Annotated in this window: 25 protein-coding genes and 6 tRNA genes; 11 read left to right on the plus strand and 20 right to left on the minus strand. The window is 42.1% G+C overall.

Annotation, left to right across the window (positions count from 1 at the left end; translation table 11 throughout):
• Position 1 precedes the first annotated feature (1 nt).
• Positions 2–280, plus strand: coding sequence for a hydrogenase maturation factor HybG (gene hybG / locus DY200_RS06825; RefSeq protein ID WP_115587450.1), 279 nt, complete (start codon positions 2–4; stop codon positions 278–280).
• A gap of 95 nt (positions 281–375) precedes the next feature.
• On the opposite strand, the gene hypA is transcribed toward hybG, so the two are convergent.
• The 8 genes from hypA to mfd form a co-directional block, all read right to left on the minus strand.
• On the minus strand, positions 376–717 hold the full coding sequence (hypA, locus tag DY200_RS06830) for a hydrogenase maturation nickel metallochaperone HypA (RefSeq protein WP_043995345.1): 342 nt from the start codon (positions 715–717) through the stop codon (positions 376–378).
• A gap of 129 nt (positions 718–846) precedes the next feature.
• Positions 847–922: transfer RNA gene (locus DY200_RS06835), tRNA-Gly, on the minus strand.
• A 46-nt stretch (positions 923–968) separates the two neighbouring features.
• Positions 969–1,055: transfer RNA gene (locus DY200_RS06840), tRNA-Leu, on the minus strand.
• A 32-nt stretch (positions 1,056–1,087) separates the two neighbouring features.
• Positions 1,088–1,174: transfer RNA gene (locus DY200_RS06845), tRNA-Leu, on the minus strand.
• A 22-nt stretch (positions 1,175–1,196) separates the two neighbouring features.
• Positions 1,197–1,272: transfer RNA gene (locus DY200_RS06850), tRNA-Gly, on the minus strand.
• Positions 1,273–1,298: 26 nt separating this feature from the next.
• Positions 1,299–1,385, minus strand: a tRNA-Leu gene (locus DY200_RS06855).
• 11 nt (positions 1,386–1,396) lie between these two features.
• A tRNA-Gly gene (locus DY200_RS06860) sits at positions 1,397–1,472 on the minus strand.
• Positions 1,473–1,639: 167 nt separating this feature from the next.
• Positions 1,640–5,089, minus strand: a complete 3,450-nt coding sequence (mfd, locus tag DY200_RS06865) for a transcription-repair coupling factor (RefSeq protein WP_115587451.1) — start codon at positions 5,087–5,089, stop codon at positions 1,640–1,642.
• Positions 5,090–5,190: 101 nt separating this feature from the next.
• Here mfd and pepN point away from each other — a divergent pair, with 101 nt between their 5' ends.
• The gene (gene pepN / locus DY200_RS06870; protein WP_115587452.1) at positions 5,191–7,800 is read left to right on the plus strand and encodes an aminopeptidase N; all 2,610 of its coding nucleotides are present in this window, start codon (positions 5,191–5,193) and stop codon (positions 7,798–7,800) included.
• 173 nt (positions 7,801–7,973) lie between these two features.
• Here the strand turns inward: pepN and plsY are convergent, their stop codons facing one another.
• On the minus strand, positions 7,974–8,528 hold the full coding sequence (gene plsY / locus DY200_RS06875) for a glycerol-3-phosphate 1-O-acyltransferase PlsY (RefSeq protein ID WP_115587453.1): 555 nt from the start codon (positions 8,526–8,528) through the stop codon (positions 7,974–7,976).
• A 71-nt stretch (positions 8,529–8,599) separates the two neighbouring features.
• Here plsY and folB point away from each other — a divergent pair, with 71 nt between their 5' ends.
• Positions 8,600–8,953 (plus strand): dihydroneopterin aldolase, encoded by a 354-nt coding sequence (folB, locus tag DY200_RS06880; RefSeq protein WP_115587454.1) that lies wholly within the window; start codon positions 8,600–8,602, stop codon positions 8,951–8,953.
• 108 nt (positions 8,954–9,061) lie between these two features.
• Complete coding sequence (gene cdd / locus DY200_RS06885; protein ID WP_115587455.1) at positions 9,062–9,955, plus strand: cytidine deaminase; 894 nt, start codon at positions 9,062–9,064, stop codon at positions 9,953–9,955.
• A gap of 46 nt (positions 9,956–10,001) precedes the next feature.
• On the opposite strand, the gene ftsX is transcribed toward cdd, so the two are convergent.
• The 3 genes from ftsX to ftsY form a co-directional block, all read right to left on the minus strand.
• Complete coding sequence (ftsX, locus tag DY200_RS06890; RefSeq protein ID WP_115587456.1) at positions 10,002–10,940, minus strand: permease-like cell division protein FtsX; 939 nt, start codon at positions 10,938–10,940, stop codon at positions 10,002–10,004.
• A 9-nt stretch (positions 10,941–10,949) separates the two neighbouring features.
• Positions 10,950–11,603: a cell division ATP-binding protein FtsE gene (gene ftsE / locus DY200_RS06895; protein WP_005598455.1), complete on the minus strand. Its 654-nt coding sequence runs from the start codon at positions 11,601–11,603 to the stop codon at positions 10,950–10,952.
• Between the two features lie 90 nt (positions 11,604–11,693).
• Positions 11,694–13,424, minus strand: a complete 1,731-nt coding sequence (gene ftsY / locus DY200_RS06900) for a signal recognition particle-docking protein FtsY (RefSeq protein WP_115587457.1) — start codon at positions 13,422–13,424, stop codon at positions 11,694–11,696.
• A 77-nt stretch (positions 13,425–13,501) separates the two neighbouring features.
• Between ftsY and rsmD the strand changes: the two genes are divergently transcribed.
• From rsmD to tehB, 4 genes are all read left to right on the plus strand, one after another.
• Complete coding sequence (gene rsmD / locus DY200_RS06905) at positions 13,502–14,095, plus strand: 16S rRNA (guanine(966)-N(2))-methyltransferase RsmD (protein WP_115587458.1); 594 nt, start codon at positions 13,502–13,504, stop codon at positions 14,093–14,095.
• Between the two features lie 69 nt (positions 14,096–14,164).
• Positions 14,165–14,476: an HI1450 family dsDNA-mimic protein gene (locus tag DY200_RS06910; RefSeq protein ID WP_005598462.1), complete on the plus strand. Its 312-nt coding sequence runs from the start codon at positions 14,165–14,167 to the stop codon at positions 14,474–14,476.
• A gap of 15 nt (positions 14,477–14,491) precedes the next feature.
• The gene (hpaC, locus tag DY200_RS06915; RefSeq protein WP_005608583.1) at positions 14,492–15,004 is read left to right on the plus strand and encodes a 4-hydroxyphenylacetate 3-monooxygenase, reductase component; all 513 of its coding nucleotides are present in this window, start codon (positions 14,492–14,494) and stop codon (positions 15,002–15,004) included.
• 114 nt (positions 15,005–15,118) lie between these two features.
• Entirely contained in the window at positions 15,119–15,991 is an 873-nt protein-coding gene (gene tehB, locus DY200_RS06920; protein ID WP_115587459.1) for an SAM-dependent methyltransferase TehB, read from the plus strand.
• 127 nt (positions 15,992–16,118) lie between these two features.
• On the opposite strand, the gene artM is transcribed toward tehB, so the two are convergent.
• From artM to DY200_RS06945, 5 genes are all read right to left on the minus strand, one after another.
• Positions 16,119–16,802, minus strand: coding sequence for an arginine ABC transporter permease ArtM (artM, locus tag DY200_RS06925; RefSeq protein WP_005608586.1), 684 nt, complete (start codon positions 16,800–16,802; stop codon positions 16,119–16,121).
• Positions 16,802–17,473: an arginine ABC transporter permease ArtQ gene (artQ, locus tag DY200_RS06930; RefSeq protein ID WP_115587460.1), complete on the minus strand. Its 672-nt coding sequence runs from the start codon at positions 17,471–17,473 to the stop codon at positions 16,802–16,804. The genes artM and artQ overlap by 1 nt, the downstream gene beginning before the upstream one ends.
• 5 nt (positions 17,474–17,478) lie before the next feature.
• Positions 17,479–18,198 (minus strand): transporter substrate-binding domain-containing protein, encoded by a 720-nt coding sequence (locus DY200_RS06935; protein ID WP_115587461.1) that lies wholly within the window; start codon positions 18,196–18,198, stop codon positions 17,479–17,481.
• Positions 18,199–18,218: 20 nt separating this feature from the next.
• The gene (artP, locus tag DY200_RS06940; RefSeq protein ID WP_115587462.1) at positions 18,219–18,953 is read right to left on the minus strand and encodes an arginine ABC transporter ATP-binding protein ArtP; all 735 of its coding nucleotides are present in this window, start codon (positions 18,951–18,953) and stop codon (positions 18,219–18,221) included.
• 229 nt (positions 18,954–19,182) lie between these two features.
• A complete protein-coding gene (locus DY200_RS06945; RefSeq protein ID WP_115587463.1) occupies positions 19,183–19,680 on the minus strand; it encodes a YbhB/YbcL family Raf kinase inhibitor-like protein in 498 nt (165 codons plus the stop codon).
• A 72-nt stretch (positions 19,681–19,752) separates the two neighbouring features.
• Here DY200_RS06945 and DY200_RS06950 point away from each other — a divergent pair, with 72 nt between their 5' ends.
• A complete protein-coding gene (locus DY200_RS06950) occupies positions 19,753–20,715 on the plus strand; it encodes a calcium/sodium antiporter (protein WP_115587464.1) in 963 nt (320 codons plus the stop codon).
• A gap of 77 nt (positions 20,716–20,792) precedes the next feature.
• On the opposite strand, the gene DY200_RS06955 is transcribed toward DY200_RS06950, so the two are convergent.
• Positions 20,793–21,086, minus strand: a complete 294-nt coding sequence (locus tag DY200_RS06955) for a helix-turn-helix domain-containing protein (RefSeq protein WP_115587465.1) — start codon at positions 21,084–21,086, stop codon at positions 20,793–20,795.
• Positions 21,067–21,438 (minus strand): type II toxin-antitoxin system RelE/ParE family toxin, encoded by a 372-nt coding sequence (locus tag DY200_RS06960; RefSeq protein ID WP_005619674.1) that lies wholly within the window; start codon positions 21,436–21,438, stop codon positions 21,067–21,069. The genes DY200_RS06955 and DY200_RS06960 overlap by 20 nt, the downstream gene beginning before the upstream one ends.
• Positions 21,439–21,630: 192 nt before the next feature.
• Between DY200_RS06960 and DY200_RS06965 the strand changes: the two genes are divergently transcribed.
• Both DY200_RS06965 and DY200_RS06970 read left to right on the plus strand, forming a co-directional pair.
• Positions 21,631–23,382 carry a protein-disulfide reductase DsbD gene (locus DY200_RS06965; RefSeq protein WP_115587466.1) on the plus strand — a complete coding sequence of 584 codons (1,752 nt, stop codon included), beginning with the start codon at positions 21,631–21,633 and terminating at the stop codon, positions 23,380–23,382.
• A gap of 58 nt (positions 23,383–23,440) precedes the next feature.
• Positions 23,441–24,010, plus strand: coding sequence for an elongation factor P hydroxylase (locus tag DY200_RS06970; protein WP_115587467.1), 570 nt, complete (start codon positions 23,441–23,443; stop codon positions 24,008–24,010).
• 43 nt (positions 24,011–24,053) lie between these two features.
• On the opposite strand, the gene rsmI is transcribed toward DY200_RS06970, so the two are convergent.
• Positions 24,054–24,908, minus strand: coding sequence for a 16S rRNA (cytidine(1402)-2'-O)-methyltransferase (rsmI, locus tag DY200_RS06975; RefSeq protein WP_115587468.1), 855 nt, complete (start codon positions 24,906–24,908; stop codon positions 24,054–24,056).
• Positions 24,909–24,930 lie beyond the last annotated feature (22 nt).

Raw genomic sequence — 24,930 nt, forward strand, 5'->3', positions numbered from 1 at the left:
TATGTGTTTAGGCGTACCGGGAAAAATCGTCAAAATCGGGCAAAGTGCGTTCGAACTTGCTACCGTAGATGTTTGCGGCGTGCAAAGAGAAGTTAATATCACTTTAATCTGTGATAGAGATCCCCAAGAGTTATTAGGTAAATGGGTATTAATTCATGTCGGTTTTGCTATGAGCATCATGGATGAACAAGAAGCTAAAAATACTTTAGACGCTCTACTGTCCATAAATCAGCTGGAACATGAATTAACTGATTTTGAAGGATTAAGACCTGCATCTTAGTGAGATAGCTAAAAATAAATAGAAAAAAAAGCCGAATAAAAAGTGTTTATAACACAACGTTATTCGGCTTTCTTATACCAATCAAGAAAATACTTTTATTTTACCGCCAGTTCTTTTATTTTTAATTCGCTGCCTTGTTGAATATGCAAATCCTGAGAACCGCAATGAGGACATATCGTTTGGGCTACGGCTAATTCGACCGATTGACTACAGCCCCAGCACCACGCTTTTGCAGGTATATCGATAAAGTGTAATTGACAGCCTTCCGCTATCGTATCTCGACAAACTGTATTAAAACAAAATTCCAATGACGATTTTTCCACACAAGATAAAGCGCCGATTTCCAGCCATAAATCGGTTACCTGTTTAACGTTTTGAGGCTGACATTCTTTTTCTATGATTTGAAGAATACTTTGGCATAAAGACATCTCGTGCATAACCATTCCTTATTTTATTAAATTACAAATGTCGTTAGAAAAAACGATATAAATTTTGCTTAATTATAATATAAATAAGTTAATACGAAGATACTTAAGATAGGTAATATAACGGATTTAAATATAGAATGGAGCGGGAAACGAGGCTCGAACTCGCGACCCCGACCTTGGCAAGGTCGTGCTCTACCAACTGAGCTATTCCCGCATTGAGATTATTTTAATTTAAAATAATTTGGAAGTTTATTATCGAATGGTGCCCGAGGCCAGACTTGAACTGGCACGCCCCGAAAGGCGAGGGATTTTAAATCCCTTGCGTCTACCGATTCCGCCACTCGGGCTTCGATAATTAATTTTATTTTAAGCTTTAAAATGGTGCCCGAGGCCAGACTTGAACTGGCACGCCCCGAAAGGCGAGGGATTTTAAATCCCTTGCGTCTACCGATTCCGCCACTCGGGCACAACCGTTTTAAATCTTAAAATGGAGCGGGAAACGAGGCTCGAACTCGCGACCCCGACCTTGGCAAGGTCGTGCTCTACCAACTGAGCTATTCCCGCGTAATTTAAATTTTATCATTCTAAAATGGTGCCCGAGGCCAGACTTGAACTGGCACGCCCCGAAAGGCGAGGGATTTTAAATCCCTTGCGTCTACCGATTCCGCCACTCGGGCTCATCTTAAAATGGAGCGGGAAACGAGACTCGAACTCGCGACCCCGACCTTGGCAAGGTCGTGCTCTACCAACTGAGCTATTCCCGCAATAAAAACGCTACGTTATTTCGTAGCGATTTATGTGCCGTATTTTAGGGATTTTTGAAACATTGTCAAACACAAATTTCAAAAAAAGTTTCATTAGGCGAAAATTCAATCCATTTGTTGAAATTTTGCAAAAAACCGGTAAAAGTTCACCGCTTGTTTTTTATAAATCAAACCAATTTTTCAATCAGTTCCGAGACAAATTCCAATCGTTCCGCATTATCGGCAAGCGGTAAATTAAAACGGAATTTTTGCGCCCCTTCAAATTTATAAACGCTCTTATCCGATTGAATCAATTGTAAGAACTTCATCGGATCAGGTTGAGCGCTTGGTTTAAATTCCAAGTAGCCGCCGTTAATCCCCGCATCAACTTTCTTCAAGCCGAGCGGTGTTGCCAAATGACGAAGCTGAGTAATTTGGAACAGATTTTTCGTTGCTTCCGGTAATAATCCGAAACGGTCAATCAATTCGACCTTCAGATCTTTCAATGCTTCAACACTTTCTGCCGAGGCGATACGTTTATAGAACGATAAACGCATATTCACATCCGGTACATAATCGTCCGGTAGCAATGCCGGTATGCGTAACTCGATATCCACTTGATTTTGGGTGATTTCTTCTAAAGTCGGTTCACGCCCTTCTTGTAAGGCTTTTACCGCATTTTCGAGCAGATCCATATAGAGCGAGAAGCCGATGCTTTCGATTTGCCCGCTTTGTTCCGAACCGAGTAATTCGCCCGCACCACGAATCTCTAAATCGTGAGTAGCTAATACAAAGCCCGCACCGAGGTTATCAATCGAACTTATTGCTTCCAAACGCTGTTGAGCGTCTTTAGTTAGTGCTTTCGGCGGCGGTGTTAATAAATATGCGTAAGCCTGATGATGAGAACGTCCGACACGTCCACGCAATTGATGTAACTGCGCCAAACCGAATTTATCCGCACGCTCGATAATAATCGTGTTAGCGGTCGGCACGTCAATCCCGGTTTCGATAATGGTTGAACACACTAATAAATTAAAACGCTGATGATAAAAATCGCTCATCACACGCTCCAATTCACGTTCACGCATTTGCCCGTGTCCGATCACAATCCGAGCTTCCGGCACGAGTTCCGCTAATTTGGTGGCACAGTTTTCGATAGTCGCCACATCATTGTGCAGGTAATATACCTGACCGCCACGTAGAATTTCACGCAGAATCGCTTCTTTAACGATCAAATCATCGTGTTGGCGTACAAAGGTTTTAATCGTCAAGCGACGAGCGGGCGGACTGGCAATAACGGAAAGATCTCGCATGCCGTTTAACGCCATATTCAGCGTACGAGGGATCGGCGTTGCGGTGAGCGTGAGAATATCGACGTTAGCCCGTAATTGTTTGATTTTCTCTTTTTGACGCACGCCGAAACGATGCTCTTCATCAATCACGAGTAAACCGAGATCACGGAATTGCACGTCTTCTTGTAGCAGTTTGTGCGTGCCGACTAGAATATCCACTTTGCCTTCCGCCACCTTTTCCAAAATCGCTTTTTGCTCTTTAGCGGTTTTAAAACGAGAAAGCACCTCAACATTAATCGGATAGTTGGCAAAACGGTCTTTGAAATTCTCGAAATGTTGTTGTGCCAATAGCGTGGTCGGCACAAGCACGGCAACTTGTTTATGGTTTTCAACCGCTAAGAAAGTCGCTCGCATCGCCACTTCGGTTTTACCGAAGCCGACATCTCCACAAACCAAACGATCCATTGCTTTTGGCAAGCACATATCGCTAATGACCGCATTGATTGCGGTTTTCTGGTCTTCGGTTTCTTCAAACGGGAAGGTATGGCTAAACTGCATAAAGCCGTCTCGATCGTAGGCAAACGCAAAGCCTTTTTGCGATTCTCGTTTCGCATACACATCAAGTAATTCCGCCGCCACATCTCGGATTTTCTCCGCCGCTTTTTGGCGTGTTTTCGCCCATGCTTCCGAACCGAGTTTGTGTAACGGTGCAGTTTCATCCGCACCGCCGATATAACGGGAAATCAGATGTAGCGATGCCACCGGCACATAGAGCTTCGCCTCGTTTGCATAAAGCAACACAAGGTATTCCGCTTTAATTCCGCCTGCATCCAGTACGGTTAGCCCTGCATAACGCCCAACACCGTTTTCCAAATGCACCACCGCTTGCCCGATTTTCAGCTCCGCAAGGTTACGGATTAGCGTATCCGGATTGACCGTTTTACGATTTTTCTCCGCCCGTTTCGTTTGAACTTTTTCGCCCAAGAAATCCGTTTCGCAAATAATCGCTAAATTTTGACCGCTTGTATTTTCAATGATAAAGCCCTGATCAAGCGGTGAAATAATCAGGGAAATTTGCGAATCAATTTCTGCGAACGATTTAACTTGTTTCGGCTTGAGTTTTAACGGCGCAAGTAATTCGAGCAAAGTTTCTCGGCGGCCTTCACTTTCTACTGAAAATAAAATCCGCCCGTCGAATTTGCTACGGAATTTATTAAATGCGTCAAACGGATCTTTTAACTGCGAGTTAATCGCTAATTCCGGCAATTTTTCAATATTCGCATTTTGTTTAGCCGCCGATTTTCTGACTTTTTCCGCACTTAATGTCAGGCGTGGATAACCTTTCAGATGACGATTGACTTCATCAACCGAGAACCATAATTTGTCCGGCGGCAGTAGCGGACGCATCGGATCGACTCGGCGACTTTCATAGCGTTGTTCAGTATCCTTGTGGAACTGTTCTGCTTTTTCCGCAATACCGTCGAAGGTAATAAATAAGGTATTTTCCGCCAAATAATCAAATAGACTTGCCATTTCTTCAAAGAAAAGCGGCTGCCAATATTCAATCCCAGCGTTTAAGATCCCTTTACTGACTTGCTGATAAATATGCTCCGGTTCACGACGAATCTCACCGAATTGTTCACGAAATTTGCTTCTAAAATGCTCGATTCCATTACTATCAGTCGGGAACTCGTGTGCCGGTAGTAAATTAATTTCGTTGATCTCGGCTATCGTACGCTGACTGTCCGCATCGAAAGTGCGGATCGAATCGATTTCATCATCAAAAAAATCCAAGCGGAACGGGCTTTCCGCTCCCATCGGATAGAGGTCAAGTAATGCGCCACGTACGGCATATTCGCCGTATTCCAACACTTGTTCCACTGCACGATAACCGGCATTTTCCAGCTGTAAACGTAACGATTGAATTGAAAAGCGATCGCCTTTTTTAATCAGTAGTACATTATTTGCGAGATAACTCGGCGGACAAACTTTTTGTAAAAGGGTGCTGATTGGCAACAGAAAAATCTGTTTATTGCCTTTCTGTAAGTGAAACAGTGCCGAAAGGCGCGCGGAAATAATATCTTGATGCGGTGAAAAATTATCGTACGGTAGTGTCTCCCAATCCGGAAAAACCGAAACCGGTAATTTGCTGAATTGCGTTAAGGCTTTTTCAAGGCGTAATGCGGTACGGGTATCCAGCGTGACTACCACGCTTAAACCGTTAAATTGTTCCGTAGCTTGCGCAATAACAAGCGTATCGGCGTGCCCGATTAGATTACCGAGCGTTTGGTGATCTTGATATTTGCCGCCGATTTCCGGCAGATTTAAATTGAAATGGAATGTCATAAGCGGTCAGATTCTTTGGAAAATTTGCGACTATTTTAGTACAATTACGTTCGCTTCTCTATGGCGAGTTTCTTCTTGCCGGATCATTCAAGGAAAATAGTATGCAACCTAAAGCAAAATATAGAAAAGATTATCGCGCGCCGGATTTTACTATCACAAATATTTATCTCGATTTCCAACTTGACCCGAACCGTACTTTCGTCACCTCAACCTTAACCGTAGAACGTAAAAATAATGAGGCGACGCATCTCCGTTTAGACGGACATAGTTTTGATTTTCTCTCATTAAAATTAAACGGTGAAACCTTTGAGCGTTTTGAGAAAGATAGTGAGTCTTTAACCGTTGATGTTACCGGGGTTGCATCTCCATTTGAATTACAAATTGAAACCGGTTTAAATCCTGCACAAAACACTTCTCTACAAGGCTTATACCAATCGGGTGACGGTATTTGTACCCAATGTGAAGCGGAAGGATTCCGTCAAATTACCTATATGTTGGATCGCCCCGACGTACTTGCAAAATATCGTACAAAAATTACCGCTTCTAAAACGAAATATCCGTTCTTGCTTTCTAACGGTAACCGTGTTGCACAAGGTGATTTGGAAGACGGTCGCCATTGGGTGGAATGGGAAGACCCATTCTTTAAACCAAGCTATTTATTCGCATTGGTTGCCGGTGATTTTGATCTGTTACAAGATAAATTTATTACTAAAAGCGGTCGAGAAGTCGCATTAGAGATCTATGTCGATCGCGGCAATTTAGATCGTGCCGGCTGGGCGATGGAAAGTTTAAAACGCTCAATGAAATGGGATGAAGATCGTTTCGGCTTAGAATACGATTTAGATATCTATATGATTGTCGCGGTTGATTTCTTTAATATGGGCGCAATGGAAAACAAAGGCTTAAATGTTTTCAACTCTAAATTTGTGCTGGCAAAACCGGAAACTGCCACCGATACCGACTATTTAGATATTGAGAGCGTGATTGCGCACGAATATTTCCACAACTGGACCGGTAACCGTATTACCTGCCGAGATTGGTTCCAGCTTAGTCTTAAAGAAGGCTTGACCGTGTTCCGTGATCAAGAGTTTACTTCGGATTTATGGTCACGTCCTGCCAAACGTATTGAAGACGTACGCTTATTACGTGCGGTGCAATTTGCCGAAGACGCCAGCCCGATGGCACACCCGATTCGCCCGGAAAAAGTGATTGAAATGAATAACTTCTATACCGTGACCGTCTATGAAAAAGGCGCGGAAGTGATTCGTATGATTCATACTTTATTAGGCGAAGAAAAATTCCAAAAAGGGATGCAATTATACGTTGCGGAAAATGACGGATCTGCGGCAACTTGTGAAGATTTCGTTTCGGCAATGGAGCGGGCTTCAGGCATTGATTTAACCCAATTCCGCCGTTGGTACAGCCAATCCGGTACGCCTGAACTGAGCGTAAGTGACGAATATGATGAAATGCACCATATCTACCGCTTGCATGTTTCACAACATACACCGGCAACAGCGGATCAACTGGAAAAAGTAAACTTACATATTCCGTTCAAAATCGAGTTATATAGCGAACAAGACGGCGCACCGATTAGCTTACAATTTGAAGGCACTACATTAAACAATGTATTGGATGTCGTACAAGAACATCAAACCTTCGAATTTCATAATGTAATGCACAAGCCCGTACCTGCGCTGTTATGCGATTTTTCCGCACCGGTACGTTTAGATTATGCTTATACCAATGCGCAATTAATTTCATTACTCAAATTCGCACGGAACGATTTTGTACGTTGGGATGCGGCACAAACGTTATTTAACAATGAATTACGCCTGAATTTGGCACATCATCAATCGGAAGAAGCCTTTACTTTCTCCGCCGAATTAACCGAAGCGTTGGTTTATTTATTAGATAACTATGAATCGAATCCGGAATTAACCGCTTTAATGCTAACGCTCCCGAAAGAAACCGAATTCGCCGAATTATTCAAAACAATTGATCCAATCGGTATCGCAATTACCCGTGAATTTATGTTACGCACCATCGCCGAAACCTTACGCGATCGTTTACTGAACGTATATAATCGTAATCGTTGCGACGCTTATCGTGTTGCGGCGGAAGATATGTCAAAACGTGCGTTGCGCAATTTATGTTTATCTTATTTAGCCTTTACCGATTTAGGTAACAGTTTAACTTATAAACATTATCAACAAGCGGATAATATGACCGATACTTTAGCGGCACTTTCCGCCGCTACTAAAGCGCAATTAGCTTGTCGTGATCAATTGTTAGCGGACTTCGAACAGAAATGGCATCATGACGGCTTAGTGATGGATAAATGGTTTATGCTCCAAGCGACAAGACCGGACGACAACGTGCTGGAAATCGTTCAAGAGCGACTTAACCATCGTAGTTTTAATTTTAACAATCCGAACAGATTACGTGCGCTAGTCGGTGCGTTCTGTAGCCAGAATCCGAAAGCCTTCCATGCGATTGACGGCTCCGGCTATCGATTCTTAGTGGATATTCTAATCAAATTAAACGATAGTAACCCACAAGTCGCATCACGTTTAATCGAACCGTTGATTAAACTCTCTCGTTATGACAATCAACGTCAAACCTTAATGAAGCGCGGTTTGGAACGTCTTCGCGGCTTGGATAATTTAGCGCGCGATTTATATGAGAAAGTCGAAAAAGCGTTGCAATAAGACGAGAATGAGACAGATAAAAAAGCCTAATTCGTAAGAATTAGGCTTTTTGCCATATTGCTTAAACAAGCGGTTTGATTAAATGGAATTTTTGTAAACTTCTCATTAAATTCAACCGCTTATTCAATCGGAATCTTTTATTTTCTAGCCCACATCGGTTGCTCTTGTCCCCGCTATAAACGCTGAATATTGTCGTGATGGCGATATACCAGCAAACAACATACCAATGCTACCGGAAAGGTAAATTCGGGTAAAAACCACCAAATATAAAACGGCATAACTAATGCGGTAATTACCGCACTTAACGAAGAATATCCGAACAGTAAAAAGACGATTAACCAAGTACATAACCCGGCTGCCGAAGCGGCGAAGCTGATTGAGAGTAATGCACCGAACGCCGTCGCCACGCCTTTACCGCCTCTAAAACGAAAAAACAGCGGAAAAATATGACCTAAAGTTGCCGCCAATGCAATCAATCCGATTTCCGAAGGTTCCAGCTTAAATTTAAACGCCAATAAAACCGGTAACCCCCCCTTCAAAATATCAAACAACAACACACCGAGCGCCGAGAATTTTCCGCCGATACGTAAAACATTCGTCGCGCCCGGATTATGCGAACCGTTCTCTCTGGGATCCGGTAAGCCTGCCAAACGACAGAAAATAATTGCACTTGAGATCGAACCTAACAAATAGGCGAATACTATTAACAAATAGGCGGTCATACTCATAAATTGTCCTTCAATTGGCGTTCTATGCTATATTCTCGGCAATGTTATCACAAACTGATTAAGGAACTAAAATGGCGGATAAAGTTTTTATTCACGAATTAACGGCTTTTGCTTCGATCGGCGCTTACGATTGGGAACATACGATCAAGCAACGCTTAGTGTTTAATATTGAAATGGAATGGGATTTTACCAAAGCGGTAGCAACGGATGACGTGCAATATTGCTTAAATTATGCGGAGGTTTCAGAAAAAATCTTAGCTTTTGTTGAATCCAAGCCATTTAAGCTGGTTGAAACGGTTGCTTATCAAGTCGCGGATTTCTTACAGAACACTTATGCTATTCGCGCCTTACGTATCGAATTACATAAACCGAAAGCGGTCGCGCAAGCAAGTAGCGTCGGTGTGATTGTAGAACGAGGTATTTAACAAATATTCTTTTTAAACCTTTTATCCGATAAGTAAGATCTTCATCACTATAGGAGTGCTTATTTGCGGTTATAATAAGCCCCCGTCAAACAAAGGAGCAAAAGTATAATGCCAACTTTATTTGCACTTCAACAACGTATCGCTCAAGTTGTTCAAGAAAAAAATGATCCTATAATTAATGCTGTTGCTTCAACGCTTGAGGCTCAAGATTATCACGCTTGTTTTTCGGCTGAACAGGTCAAATCATGGACCCAACAGTTTAAACTTTCACCGGTTGAATTGGCACTTGTCTGTTTACCGCTTGCCGCTTGTTATGCGCTTGTACCGATTTCTCAATTTTATGTAGGTGCGGTTGCCATCGGTGAATCCGGTCGCTTTTATTTCGGGGCGAATCAAGAGTTTAGTACGCAAGCGATTCAACAAACCGTACATGCCGAGCAAAGTGCGATTTCCCATGCATGGCTTGCTGGTGAAACGGCGATTACCGATATGGTGGTAAACTATACGCCTTGCGGTCATTGCCGCCAGTTTATGAACGAATTAAACAGTGCGAAAACCTTAAAAATTCATTTACCTCACAGCCAAAATAATTTGTTACGGCAATATTTACCGGACTCTTTCGGCCCTAAAGATCTAAATATTGAAAAGGTATTATTTGATCAACAAACGCATTCGCTACCGCTTCGGGGCGACTTATTAACGCAAGCTGCGATTCAAACGGCGGCACAATCTTATGCACCATATAGCAAATCGTTAAGCGGGATTGCCTTACAAGTCGGCGAACAAATTATTTGCGGACGTTATGCGGAAAATGCGGCGTTTAATCCGAGCTTTTTACCGTTACAAAGCGCGTTAAATTATCTCCGTTTAAGCGGTAAGTCGGATGAACGGATTAGCCGTATTGTGATGGCGGAAAGTAAAGGCACAACCAGTCATCGTCAAATGAGCGAAGCGTTAGCGGAAAGTTTTTTAGGACTAAAACTGGAATATATCGAAGTATAATCGCAAAAACGAAAAAAGCACCTTAGGGTGCTTTTTTATATATTGATTAGTATTTGGAACCGATTCGGAATATATGTCGATTAGTCGCAATTTTTGCCGATAACCAACCGATAAAGATACAAGCGACAATTAGGAAGAACATCTCGCTAAAATCTAAACCGTTTAATTCAAATTTTACTGTGAACATATCGGTAACATACTTCACGACACCGGTAAAGTAACTGATTAACACCGCACTAAACAGAATGGCAAGCAAACTGCCGAAAAAGCCGTAAATCATACCGGTATAAAGGAACGGGCGAGCAATAAAGTGATCGGTTGCGCCTAATAATTGCTGCACTTCAATCGACGCTTTACTATTCGCCACATCGGTACGCACCGCATTACCCACCACTAAAAATACCGCAATTAACATTAGCAAAGTACAAACCATCGCAATGCGAGCGATTAACCAAGTTAAAGCGGTTAATTTTTCCAACCAGCCGTTATCTAAACGAACTTCTTGCACACCTTTGATCGCTTGTAAACCGTTACGAAACTCCAACATCGTATCGTTGTCGGTAAACTGTTTTTTCGGTTTAAGGGTAACTACCGCCGGTAACGGATTATCGTCAATAATATCTAACGCTTCACCGAAACCGGACCAAGAACGAAACTCTTCCAAACTCTGCTGGCGAGAAATATAGTTGAGCGATTCGATTTTATCCGCATCAAAATGGCGAATACGTTCCACCACCGCATTCACATCGTGTTCGGCAAGGTTTTTATGCAGATAAACCGTTAATTCCGGCTCTGGATAAAATTCGGTTGCCGCTTGATGGGTATTTTTCCAAAGTAAGTAACTGACGGTCGGAATGGTAAGCGAAACCGCAATCACCAATACGGTTAAAAAAGTACCGAACTTGCGCTTTTTAAGATCTTGCCAAACCGAACGTAAGGTATAACGTGTTTGCGCACCGAAAGTCGTATTAAATGAACGAGCCATATTGTTTCCTTAATTTCTGAGATGACCTTGCTCTAATACTAAGCACGGTTTCGGACGTTTTGAAATAATATTGGTATCATGCGTTGCCACTAAAACCGTAGTACCCGCCTGATTAAATTCCTCAAACAAACGGAAAATTTCAAACGAGAGTTTTTCGTCTAAGTTACCGGTCGGTTCGTCGGCTAATAATAAAATCGGACGATGTACGATCGCACGGGCAATATCGACACGTTGTTGCTCACCGCCGGAAAGGTGTAACGGCAAATAGTTCGCTTTATTCGCCAAGCCGACACGCTCTAAGGCAATACGCGCTTCACGCTCGACCACCTGCTGATGCATACCTTGAATAATTAATGGTAATGCGACATTATCTAAAATGGTACGATCGGTAAGTAAGCGGTAATCTTGGTGAACCATACCGATTTGGCGACGTAAAAACGGCAACTCGTGCGGCTCAAGACGGGTAATGTCGTGTCCGTTAAACATCACTTGTCCGCCATTTGCGCGCTCAATGCCCATAATTAACTTAAGTAAGGTACTTTTACCGGCGCCGGAATGACCGGTTAAATACGCCATACCGCCGGCAGGCAAATGGAAATTAATCCCCTGCAATGCGGGCTTACCGCCTTTATAAGCTTTACTTACATTTGTGAATTTAATCATTATGTTTACCTTTTCTACTATTAGAAAATAGCGGTTCGATTTCGCTGATTTTTTGCAAAAATTGTCTTTTCAGCCTATTTGTAATCATTGCTATTCTTCGTGTTCGAATAATGCTTCGATAAATTCTTCCGCATTGAACGGACGGAGATCTTCAATTTTTTCTCCGACCCCGATAAAACGAATCGGAATGTTAAATTGGTCGGCTATCGCAAAGATCACACCGCCTTTTGCCGTACCGTCCAGTTTCGTTAATGTAATACCGGTTAAGCCGACCGCTTCGTTAAATAACTTCGCTTGGCTGATCGCATTTTGTCCCGTGCCGGCATCTAAAGTGAGCATAATTTCGTGCGGTGCGCTTTCATCGTATTTTTTCATTACACGCACGATTTTTTTCAGCTCGTCCATTAAGTTGTTTTTATTCTGCAAACGACCTGCGGTATCTGCGATAAGAATATCAATCCCTTTTGAAGCCGCCGATTGCATCGCATCGAAAATTACCGAAGCGGAATCAGAACCGGTAGATTGTGCGACAACAGGAATATTATTCCGTTCACCCCAAACTTGTAACTGCTCCACTGCTGCGGCACGGAAAGTATCGCCGGCGGCAAGCATTACCGATTTGCCTTCCGCTTGGAATTTACGCGCCAATTTACCGATAGTGGTGGTTTTACCGACCCCGTTTACCCCGACCATTAAAATCACATAAGGCTTTTTACTCGTGTCGATTTCAAGCGGCTGGCTAACCGGTTTTAACACCTCGCCAAGTTCAAGTTTTAATTGTTGATAGAGTAAATCGGCATCTTTAAGCTGTTTCTTAGAGGCGTGTTGAGTTAAGTTATTGATAACTTTCGTCGTCGTCGGCATACCTAAATCGGCAACCAATAACTGCTCTTCCAATTCTTCAAATAAATCGTCGTCGATTTTTTTACCGCTAAAGAAATTACGGAAACCGGAACCGATACTTTGTTTGGTTTTAACTAAGCCTTTTAATAGACGGCTGAAAAAACCGCCTTCACTCGGTTTTTCTTGGTATTCGTCCGTTTTTGGTTCGGCTTGTTCGTGTTCCGCTTTTTCCGTTTCAAGCTCGACCAATTCTTCCAGTTCTTCAAAGTTTTCTTCCGCATCAGACTTGGTTTTCACTTCACCGGCAAGCTCGGCATCAACCACTTTCTCAACACGTTTTTCGATTTGCTGATGGCGGTTAATTTCGCTTTCGGTTGCAGATTTTTCGCTAAATTCGACCGCTTGTGAAACGGTTTCAGAGGGTTCAATAGCTGCTAATTCGGGCGTTGTTTGCGGGTCTGTTACCGGTTTGAGCGACTGCTCACTTGCTGCTGTGTCAACAATTGAAACGGAATCCTGTTTTTCTTGCTCGAAAGATTGTTCAACTTCATTTACCGTTTCTTGGAGAAACGTTTTCGCTTCTTCTACTTTATCTTCGACAAATTGTTCGAGATTTTCTGATTTTTGTTCAAAAAATTCTTCGACTTGTTCTAATTTTTGCTCAATAGAATCTTCAATTTTCTCAATAAAGTTTTCAACCGTTTCCGTTTTTTGTTCAACCGTTTCGACAAATTCTTTGATTTCCGGTTGAGAGGCAACTTGCTCAAACTTATCTTCAATTTTATCTTCGAGAGCTTCTAATTTTTGTTCTACCGCTTCTTGTAACTGCTCGACTTTCTCTTCGGCTTGCGTGACTTTCTGCTCTACCGTTTCCGTTGCAGATTCGACATTTTGTTCTGCCGGAATATCGTCTTGTTTCGGTTCGTCTTTTTTGCCAAAACCTAACCAAGACCAAAAACCTTTTTTCTTTTCTGCCATATTTTTCTCACTTTTCCGTTAAAATGGACTAAACTTGTGTAGTTTATCAAATAATCCTTATTTTTCCTTTAGTTAGTATGAAAAAAAATCGTAATTCCACTTTACAAAATAAGCCGACCGGCGAAGTACGCATTATTGCCGGACTGTGGCGAGGGCGAAAGCTGCCGGTGTTAAATGCGGAAGGCTTACGCCCGACTACCGACCGAGTAAAAGAAACGCTGTTTAATTGGCTAATGAATGATGTAGCAGGCAGTCGATGTTTAGATTGTTTTGCGGGCAGTGGTTCACTTGGGATTGAAGCGCTCTCTCGCCAAGCACAAGCGGTTGTTTTTCTTGAGAAATTTGCAAATGCGGCAAATCTGCTGAAAAATAATTTAACCTCGCTTAAAACTACAAATGGCACCGTAATTAATACCGATACGCTGCAATATTTAGCTCAAAAGAATGCGCAGCAAGGATTTGAAGTGGTATTCGTCGATCCGCCTTTTAATCACGGCTTTGTGCCGAAAGTGCTAACATTATTGGCTGAAAATCATTGGCTTGCCGACAATGCGTTGATTTATGTGGAAACGGAAAAGAACCATCCGCCGCTTGAATTACCGAGCAATTGGCAAATTCTTAAAGAAAAAACCGCCGGACAAGTAATAAGTCGCTTGATCCAATGTCTATAAATTTGACTTTCTAAACCTTTATTGGCAAATTAAGTCGCTATTTTTTATATAATATAAAAGAAACAAATTATGAACAAATTAACTCCGGATGAAGCGATTGATCTCGCTTATGATATTTTCCTTGAAATGGCAGGTGAGAACTTGGATCCTGCGGATATTTTATTATTCAATTTACAATTTGAAGAGCGCGGCGCGGTAGAAATGGTCGAAACCTCGGAGAATTGGGATCAAGAAATCGGTACGTTAATCGATCCCGACGCTTTTGCCGAAGTATGGGTCGGTTTAGTAAACGATAAAGATGAAATGGATGACGTATTCGCTCGTTTCTTGATTTCTCACGATGCGGATAACCGAGAATATCATGTGATCTGGAAGGAATAATTTAAAAGGAGCTTTATGTCTTGTATTCCGAAACCTCAAGAGGTACCTGAATTTTCACAACAATTTCGTAATGCGATGGCGCATTTATCCGCTGCGGTAAGTATTGTGACCACAAACGGGTCTGCCGGCAAAATCGGTATTACCGTATCATCGGTTTGTTCGGTGACCGATACGCCGCCGACCTTGCTTTTCTGTATCAATCAAAGCAGTTCCGTTCACGATATCATTAAGCAAAACGGTAAAGTGTGCATCAACGTATTAAGCCACGAACAAGAAGAAATGGCGAAGCATTTTGCTTGTATGATGTGCAGCAGTATGGAAGAACGTTTCGCTTGGGATATTTGGGACGAAGGCTTTGACGGACAACCGGTATTACGCGGTTCGATTTCCGCCTTACAAGGCGATATTGTCGATACGCATTCGGTGGGTACGCATACGATTTTTATGGTGGAACTGAAACATATCGATGTAACGCCGAATACCGGCTTAGTCTATTTCGGTCGTCAATTTAAGGGCATAGCGATCTAATAAATCTTAGGTATTTTTGATATAACCGACTATTTTAGTCGGTTTTTTATTGCCTAGAAAAATCAGAAGAGTAAAATTTATCATCATTATTTTATTCGTTAGAGAGGATTAATTATGCAAAACTTAATTTGCTACAAACAAATGCCGGTTTGGACCAAAGACAGCCTGCCACAAATGTTCCAAGAAAAACACAATACTAAGGAAGGTACTTGGGCAAAACTGACTGTGCTTAAAGGCGAATTAAAATTTTATGAATTGACCGAACAAGGCGAAGAAGTCAATAGCATGATTTTTACCCCTGAAAATCAGCCGCCGTTTGTAGAGCCGCAACTTTGGCATAAAGTCGAAGCGCTGTCCGATGATTTGGAATGTCAGCTCGCATTCTATTGCGAAGCGAAAGATTACTATGCGAAAAAATATAATCTCACCACGACTCATTCCGAAGTGTTAAATGCGGTTAATTATGTGAAAGGTGGTAAAGCGTTGGATTTAGGTTGCGGACGCGGACGCAATTCGCTCTATCTGAATTTATTAGGTTTTGATGTAACGGCGGTTGATCATAATGCCGAGAGTATCGAATTCTTAAACTATATGATTGAGAAAGAGAATCTGCAAAATATCGAAACCGGTGTTTATGATATTAACCAAGCCACTATCGGCAGCCAAAGCGGTGAATATGATCTGATTGTTTCTACGGTTGTGATGATGTTCTTAAACCGTGAATGCATTCCTGCAATTATTGAAAATATGCAGAAAAACACCAAAGTCGGCGGCTATAACTTAATTGTGTGTGCGATGAGTACCGAAGAATATCCGTGTCCGATGCCGTTCTCATTTACCTTCGGCGAGCGAGAATTAGCGAACTATTATCAAGATTGGGAATTAGTGAAGTACAACGAAGATTTGGGCGAATTGCATAAAACCGATGCGAACGGCAACCGTATTAAAATGCGTTTCGCAACCATGTTAGCCAAGAAAACGGCGTAATTTATCCTTTTTATCCTAACAACAAGCAGTCTGATTTATCGGGAAATTTGTAAATTTTTCCCAAAATCAGACCGCTTGCTCGTATATAAAAAAGGTACTCGTCAGAGACGAGCACCATCGATAAAATTTACGCTTTCTCGGCTGCCGGACGCTCAAACGCCAATACCTTCGCCTCTACTCTGCGCAACAGAATCGTCATAATACCGGTAATTACTAAGTAAATCGCTCCGGCAATACCGTAAATGGTAATCGCATCGTATTCCGTACCGTATAACTGGCGGGCATAGCCCATAATATCCAATAAGGTGATGGTTGAAGCTAACGATGTGCCTTTGAACACTAAGATAATCTCATTGCTATACGACGGTAATGCACGGCGTAAAGCATATGGAATTAAGATTTTCAAAGTATCTAAACGGCTTAAACCAAGCGCCGCACAGGTTTCCCACTGCCCTTTCGGAATCGCTTTTACCGCACCGTGGAATAATTGGGTTGAGTATGCCGCACTATTTAACGCTAACGCTAACGCCGCACAAAACCACGCATCCGATAAAAATTGCCAAGCAAAGCTATCGACAATCCACTGGAATTGACCCGGTCCGTGATAAATCAAAAAGAACTGTACCAATAACGGTGTTCCGGTAAATAGCATCAAATAACCGTTTACGATTGCCTTAATCAGCTTGCTTTCCATTGAAAGTAAGAAGGTCAAAATCACCGCTAATACAAACGCAATCAGCAATGAAACGGCGGTTAAGCTCAAACTGGTCGGAATCCCTTGCGCGATAACGGCTAAATAATCTTGAAACATTATTTACCCCCTCTTTCAAAGCGAGTAAAACGTTTTTCAAGTCCGGCAATTATCACTTGGCTGATTAAGGTAATCGCTAAATAAATTAACGCCGCCAAACCGTACCATGTAAAAGGTTGATGCTCATTCGTATTAATTAAATCCGTTTGACGCATTAAATCGTCCACCCCGGTCAAGGAAATCAACGCCGTATCTTTTAATAACACTAACCATTGGTTGCTTAAGCCCGGTAAAGCATGACGCCAAACTTGCGGCATAATAATTCTTAAAAACGTATGCGCACGACTTAGCCCTAGTGCTGCGCCACTTTCCCATTGTCCGTTCGGTACGGCTTGAATCGCACCACGCAACGATTGCGAAGCATAGGCTGAAAAAATTAAGGAAAGCGCTAATACCCCAGAGCTAAACGCACTAAACTCAACATATTCGCCGGTAATTTTTTCAACCAATTCGGTTGAACCGAAGAAAATCAGTAAAACCACTAAAATTTCCGGTAAACCGCGCAATAAAGCTAAAAAAACAGAAGTCGGTTTACTAATACAAGGCTGTTTATTGGTTTCCAGTACCACAAACAGCATTGAAAGTAATAAGCCGACTATCAGGGAAGTCAGTGCCAACCCTAAGGTCATTAGGGTTGCACTATAAATAAGCGGAAGATATTCTGAGAACATAAAAATTATTTAGTCATCCATTTATCGTAGATTTTTTGGTATTCGCCGTTCGCTTTAATTGCCGCTAAACCTTTATTTAATTCCGCCACTAATTCGCCGTTTGACTTATTGACTGCAATACCTAAACCGTTACCGAAATATTTTTTATTGGTTACTTTGTCACCTACGAATGAAAGCTCCGCTTCTTTCGATAACATATCCGATAATACCGCAGTATCGCCGAAGATAATATCAATACGACCGTTTTTTAAATCCAATACCGCATCTTGTAATGAAGCGTATGATTTCGGTGCATATTGTTTTGCTTCCGCAACAACATATTGTTGGAACGTAGTACCGTTTTGTACGCCGACATTTTTAGCCGTATTTAAATCCGCTTTACCTTTTACCGCAATAAAACTTGCCGAACTGTCATAATAAGCATCCGTGAAAGCCACTTGTTTTGCACGTGCTTCGGTAATATCAATCGCCGAGATCGCCGCATCAATGCGTTTTTGTTTTACCGCTTGAATTAAACCGTCAAATGATTGGCTTTTGAATGAACAATTCGCTTGAATTTCCTTACAAATTGCATTGGCAACGTCCACATCGAAACCAATGATTTCGCCTTTTTCATTGGTTAATTCAAACGGCGGATAGCTAGGTTCCATCGCAAAGGTTAAATCTTTTGCTTGTGCTGAAAGTGCTGTAAGTGCGATTGCTGATGCTAATAAAAGTTTTTTCATAATGTGTCCTTGCATAGTGTTTATTCTGAGTGAGAGAGATAGTTTTCAAATTGAGCGGTTTTCGGTCGTTCAAAACAATCTGCGCCGCCTTGTTCGATAATTTTGCCTTTTTCCATATATACCACTTTAGTCGCCACTTTACGCGCTACACCGACTTCGTGAGTCACAATAACTTGGGTAATACCGGTATCTTGCAATTCTTTAATAATATCAACCACTTGAGCGGTAATTTCCGGGTCAAGTGCGGCAGTCGGTTCATCAAATAACAGTACCTGCGGCTGCATCATTAATGCACGAGCAATTGCCACGCGTTGTTGCTGACCACCAGATAATTGTAGCGGAAAACGATCGGCGAATTCGCCTAAACGTAAACGTTCCAAATGCGATTTAGCACGCTGAATCGCTTCTTCTTTCGCCAAACCCAATACCTTCATCGGCGCTTCGATCAGGTTTTGCATTACGCTTAAATGCGGCCATAAGTGATATTGTTGAAACACCATACCGACTTCACGGCGTAATAATGCGATTTCTTTCGCATCAGTCTTCGCCGAAAGATTGAATTTATGTTGTGCAATCTCAAGCGTACCTGATTGTGGAATTTCCATTAAGTTTAGCGTACGAATCAGGGTACTTTTACCCGCACCGCTCGGACCTAACAGCACTACCGTATCGCCTTTTTCGATATCTAAATTAATATCGAATAATGCTTGGCTTGAACCGTAAAAAAAGTTGACGTTGTGAATGCGAATTGCCATTCGTTTAAAATCCTGTACATTTCAAATAACTGAATGAATACTAATTTTTATTGCATAATTATGCAAGATGTTTTTCTTATGATTTTGTAAAAATTTTATAAAAAATAACCGCTTGCAATAAAATTAAATATAACAAGCGGTCATTTTTCTCAAAAGTTTTACCATTACTGGAGCAAGTGTCCCCACTCGTGTCATCTACCTAATTCTTTCTTAGGTATTAACTTAACCCTTAAACATCATAAGTTCCCATTACACTTGCTGTAGCTAAGATATGGTCTTGCATTGCAAAATGCAGATCGTTAAAACGGAAACCGGAAGTTAAATTCAGCTTGGTATCCAACGCATAAACGATAAGTTCATAGCGGTGTTTGCAATTCGGTGGTGCCATGCCGCCATAATTTGAAGCTTCTTCGATTGAGAAGTTGCCTAATTTACTTGCCCACGAGTTAGCACCTTGTACAAAATCAGTTGCCGTTAGACTTTCGTTTTCGGCAATTTTGGTGCGTTCTAAATCGGCAATTAACCAATGAATCCAGACAAAACCGCTTGCGGTAATCGCATCTTTATCTTCCAGTACTACTGCAAAGGATTTCGTCCCTTCAGGTACCTCACTAATTTCAAACGGAATCGAATAACTCGGCATACCGTTCGGGCTGAATTGGCTGCCGCGTTTGCCGTATTTATCTTCAAACGCTCTGTTTTTAATCGCTGAACTCGTTACTTTCATAGCACCTTCCTTATAGTTAATTATCAAAAATTAACCTATACTATACGCCCATTTAATTTATTAGGAAATATGATGTTATACGCTTCACTTGCCATTGTAATCGGCTTAATTTTACTCGTCTGGAGTGCGGATAAATTTGTAGAGGGTGCGGCTTCTTCCGCCCGTCATTTCGGCATGTCTCCGCTTTTAATCGGTATCGTGATTGTCGGTTTCGGCACCTCGGCGCCGGAAATGTTGGTATCCGCCTCTTCGGCACTAAAAGGCGCTTCGGGGATTGCGCTCGGTAACGCTTACGGATCCAATATCACTAATATTGCGCTTATCTTAGGGGTTACCGCCTTAATCAAACCGATTATTGTCGCTTCCGAAGTGATTAAGAAAGAACTGCCTATGTTAATTTTAATTACGTTAGTGTCAGCGTATATGCTGTTCGATGCGCAAGCCACCCAAATAGAAGCGGTCATTTTATTGATTATTTTTGCCGTTTATATGGGATGGACAATATGGGTCGCATTGCGCAGCAAAAATGATACGCTTGCTCAAACGGAATCTTTAAATGAAGAGCGATTGCCGATTGGCAAAGCACTCTTCTGGGTCGTTATAGGTTTACTATTTTTAATGGCAAGTTCCCAATTGCTTGTTTGGGGAGCGGTCGAAATCGCCAAATATTTCGGCGTGAGCGATTTAGTTATCGGTTTAACCATTGTAGCGGTCGGCACGTCATTACCTGAACTGGCCTCTTCAATTATTGCCGCCCGTAAAGGCGAGTCCGATCTTGCTTTAGGAAATATTGTCGGATCAAATTTATTTAATACGTTAGCAGTGGTCGGGATTGCCGGCGCTATCGAACCGATGCAAGTGGAAGCGGAGGTGTTCTCCCGTGATATGCTCGTGATGTTGGCGGTAACCGTTCTGCTATTTTTCTTTGCGTTTAGCTTCCGTAAAAGAGCGGGCAGAATTAATCGGGCGGAAGGTGCGATTCTCTTTATATGCTATGTCGCCTACACCTTATATCTGTTAAAAACAGCGGTTTAAAGAGCCGAATAAAATAAATCAAGCGGTCGTTTTTCTTGGAGACTTTGCAAAAATCTTCGGAAAAACGACCGCTTGTTTTAACGTACCGTTTTGTTTTTATCTAACGGTACGATTTGTAAAGTTTTCCCCAACGGCACAAGCAACTTTAATACCGTCGCCAACGACGGATTAATCGAGCCTTTTTCTACCCGAGCAATCATAGATTGTTTTACGCCGCTTAATTTCTCCAATTTTCGTTGAGAAATACCGAGCTGCTGACGGGTTTCAATGATTTCTAAAATAAGTCGTATGCGAAACTGAGTTTCCGCTATTTCCGACTCGTCAAAAATTTCTTGTTCAAACGATGTCCAACTAGAACCAATAGGGCTCATCTTTTATTCTCTCCTGTAAATCCGCCAACCGAACTTTTGCACGTTCTATTTCTCGTTTCGGAATTCGATAATTCTGTTTGGCAAAATAATGCAACAACACAAATTTTCCCCGAATAATACTTGCAAATAACAGGCAATCGCCCACCGGACGTAACTGCCAAATACGATCTTCCAAATGCTTAATATAATTCTCACCGGCTCGAGTACCGTGCAAATGTAAAATACTCAAATGATGGCTGATTTTGTGTAATCGTTCTCGACTGCCTTCCTGCCGTTCTTTTAGCAGCCTTAACAGAAATTCTTTTACGGGTTCTCTCCCCCGCTTATCTCGATAAAAGACTATTTCATACATCGTTTTTTTCTCCTTTTGAATGAAAACGCGTAAATTAATTATGGCTTTATCGAGTAACTTTCTCAACACAAAATGTCATTTTATGTCAATTTTTTAAGAAATATTCACGATTTTTGTTGTAAGAAGCAGGCATTTTGCCTGACCTTACTTATTTATATTACAATACGCCACCTTTTATCTTTCTGTATCGATATGCTAAAACGTTTTATTTTTCTCTTGGTCAGCATAATGCTAACCCTTTCCGCACACGCCGGTTTATTCGGTAACGACCAGCCCAAATATTTGAGCGGTTCCGAAGCATTCGCTTTTTCAGCCACACCGAAATCCGATAAACAAATTGAGCTGAATTGGCAAATTGCAGACGGTTATTATCTGTATAAAAAAGAAATACAGGTCACGCCGCAAAATGCCGAAATCCAACCGTTAACGTTCCCTGCTGCGGAAAATTATCACGATGAGTTTTTCGGCGAGGTGGAAATTTTCCGTGATCAACTGACGTTGCCGATAACATTCTCTGCAGCACAAGCGAACGCTAGTCTTTCGGTTCGTTATCAAGGCTGTACCAAAGGCTTTTGCTATCCGCCCGAAACGGCCACCGTTAGTTTAGACGGCCAACAAGCGGTCGATTCCGCTCAAAATATTGCAAAAAATAGCGAAAATTCAACCGCTTCTCTGCCTTTGGCTAATGCACCGAAAGCGGAACAGGATCAGCTTGCCGAGAACTTGGCGAATAATCGCTTATCGATTTTCTGGTTCTTTGTACTGGGTATCGGTTTAGCCTTTACCCCGTGCGTATTACCAATGCTGCCGTTATTATCTGCAATTGTGATTGGCAATAAGCAACGCCCTAATACGTTCAAAGCTTTATTACTCAGCTTTGCTTATGTACAAGGTATGGCGCTCACTTATACGCTATTAGGTTTGGTGGTAGCAGCAATCGGCTTACCGTTCCAAGTAGCGTTACAAAGCCCGCCGGTGCTAATTTCACTTGCGATTTTATTCACCATTTTAGCCGCTTCGATGTTCGGCTTATTTGAAATCCGCTTGCCGAATTCATGGCAACAAAAACTGAATGCGATGAGTCAGAAACAGCAAGGCGGTGCATTTGGTAGTGTATTTGTGATGGGGATGATTGCCGGTTTAGTGGCTTCACCTTGTACTTCCGCGCCGTTATCCGGCGCATTACTGTATGTTGCCCAAAGTGGGGACTTACTCACCGGCGGATTAGCACTTTATTTATTAGCTTTAGGAATGGGGATTCCGTTAATTCTGATTACCTTATTCGGTAACCGTATTTTGCCGAAATCGGGCGATTGGTTATTGAAAGTCAAAACCGCCTTCGGGTTTGTGATGTTAGCTTTACCGGTCTTTTTACTTAGCCGTATTTTACCAAGCCATTATGAGCCGTTGATGTGGTCGGCGCTGGCAATGGTGTTTGTTGGCTGGTTGATTAGCGTGATTCCGGCACAAGGCGTCATCAAACAAGCGGTCAGAATTCTACTATTTTTTGCATTTGCGCTTGCTTCTTACCCTTGGGCAAACTTAGTGTGGAATCAAGGTAACAGTAGCCATTCGGCACAAGTAAGCAACCACTTAGCCTTTGAACGCGTGCAATCACTTGCAGAATTACAAGCAAAATTGACCGCTTCACAAGGCAAAAAAGTGATGTTAGATCTGTACGCTGACTGGTGTGTAGCGTGTAAGGAGTTTGAGAAATACACTTTTACCGACCAAGCTGTACAGCAAAAATTGACTGAAATGGTGGTGTTACAAGTGGATATGACCAATAATTCGCCACAAAACGATGAACTGATGAAACACTTCAACGTACTAGGTTTACCGACCATTTTATTCTTTGATGAGGACGGTAATGAACTGACGCAATCAAGAGTTACCGGCTTCTTAGAAGCAAATCAATTTTTAAATTGGCTAAATCAGTTATAATCTTATGGCACAAGTCAATCGCTTGTGCCATTTTTTTATTAACCACAATAAGTTTGCTATGAACCAAGACAATCATAAAATTGAAGACATTATTCGTATTTTCGATGAATGTTTCGCCGAAGAATACAATACTCGCTTAGAAAAGGGCGAAGACTACCCGATTTACTTACCCGCATTTTTAGATGAAGACGGCGTGAAATCCGATCGCCCGTACAATGTAATTTTATTTGCACATGGCTATTACAGCAGTGCATTACACGAAATCGCCCATTGGCTTGTGGCAGGAACCGAACGCCGTAAATTAGAAGATTTCGGTTATTGGTATGAACCGGACGGACGCTCAGCGGAGCGTCAGCGTGAATTTGAATCAGTGGAAGTTAAACCGCAAGCGATTGAATGGGTGTTGGCAACCGCTGCCGGCTTCCGCTATTTTGCCAGTGCGGATAACCTTTCCGGCAACCCGGGCGATAATTCAGCGTTTAAACAAGCGGTTTTCGACCAAGTAAAAATTTATGCGGAGCGTGGTTATTTACCCAAACGTGCCGAAACACTACGTAAAGCGTTAGCCAAATTCTACGGCACAGAAGATAAAATTGATTTAGCAAATTTTGATTTGGCGAGAATCTAACAAATAAGCGGTTAAATTTTTAGGAAATTTAACCGCTTGTATTTTAGTTATCGGAAAGATGTTCTAAACCGTACTGATAAAGCGCATTCTTTTTATAGCCGAAAGTCTCCGCTACGATTGCCGCCGCTTTTTTCAGCGGTAATTCTTGGCAAAGTAAACTGAGTAATTTAACCGCTTGGGTGGAAAATTCTTCATCGTCTTGTTGCGTTTTTCCTTCCACAACTAACACAATCTCACCTTTAATGCGATTGCAGTCTTCATTTAACCATGCAATTAAATTTGCCAACGTATCGCCGTGAATGGTTTCCCACGTTTTGGTAATTTCACGAGCCATCACCACATAACGATCAGCGCCCAACATTTTCTGTATATCTTCAAGCGTATCTAAAATGCGATGCGTAGATTCGTAAAAGATCAGGGTACGAGGTTCATCCGCCACTTCGGCTAATTTATCGCAGCGTGATTTGGTTTTAGCCGGTAAGAACCCTTCAAAGCAAAAGCGGTCAGAGGCAATACCGGACGCACAAAGTGCAGTAATTGCGGCACAAGCGCCGGGTAACGGCACGATTTTAATGCCGGCTTGGCGGCAATGGCGCACCAAATGAAAGCCCGGGTCACTAATTAACGGCGTACCGGCATCGGAGATCAGCGCAATATTCAGCCCTTGTTGTAATTTTTCAACTAATACCGCTGCTTTTTGTTGTTCATTATGATCGTGTAAGGCAAAAAACGGTTTTTTGATACCGTAATGGCTAAGTAATAAACCGCTATGACGAGTATCTTCGGCGGCAATTAAATCGACTTGAGCAAAAGTATCCAGTGCGCGTTGCGTAATATCGCCAAGGTTACCGATTGGTGTCGCCACAATATACAAAGTACCGTTTTGTTCGTTTTTCATTTGATTTTCACTCGTTTGATAA

The organism is Actinobacillus lignieresii (genome assembly GCF_900444945.1).
GTDB classification, from domain to species: Bacteria; Pseudomonadota; Gammaproteobacteria; order Enterobacterales; family Pasteurellaceae; genus Actinobacillus; species Actinobacillus lignieresii.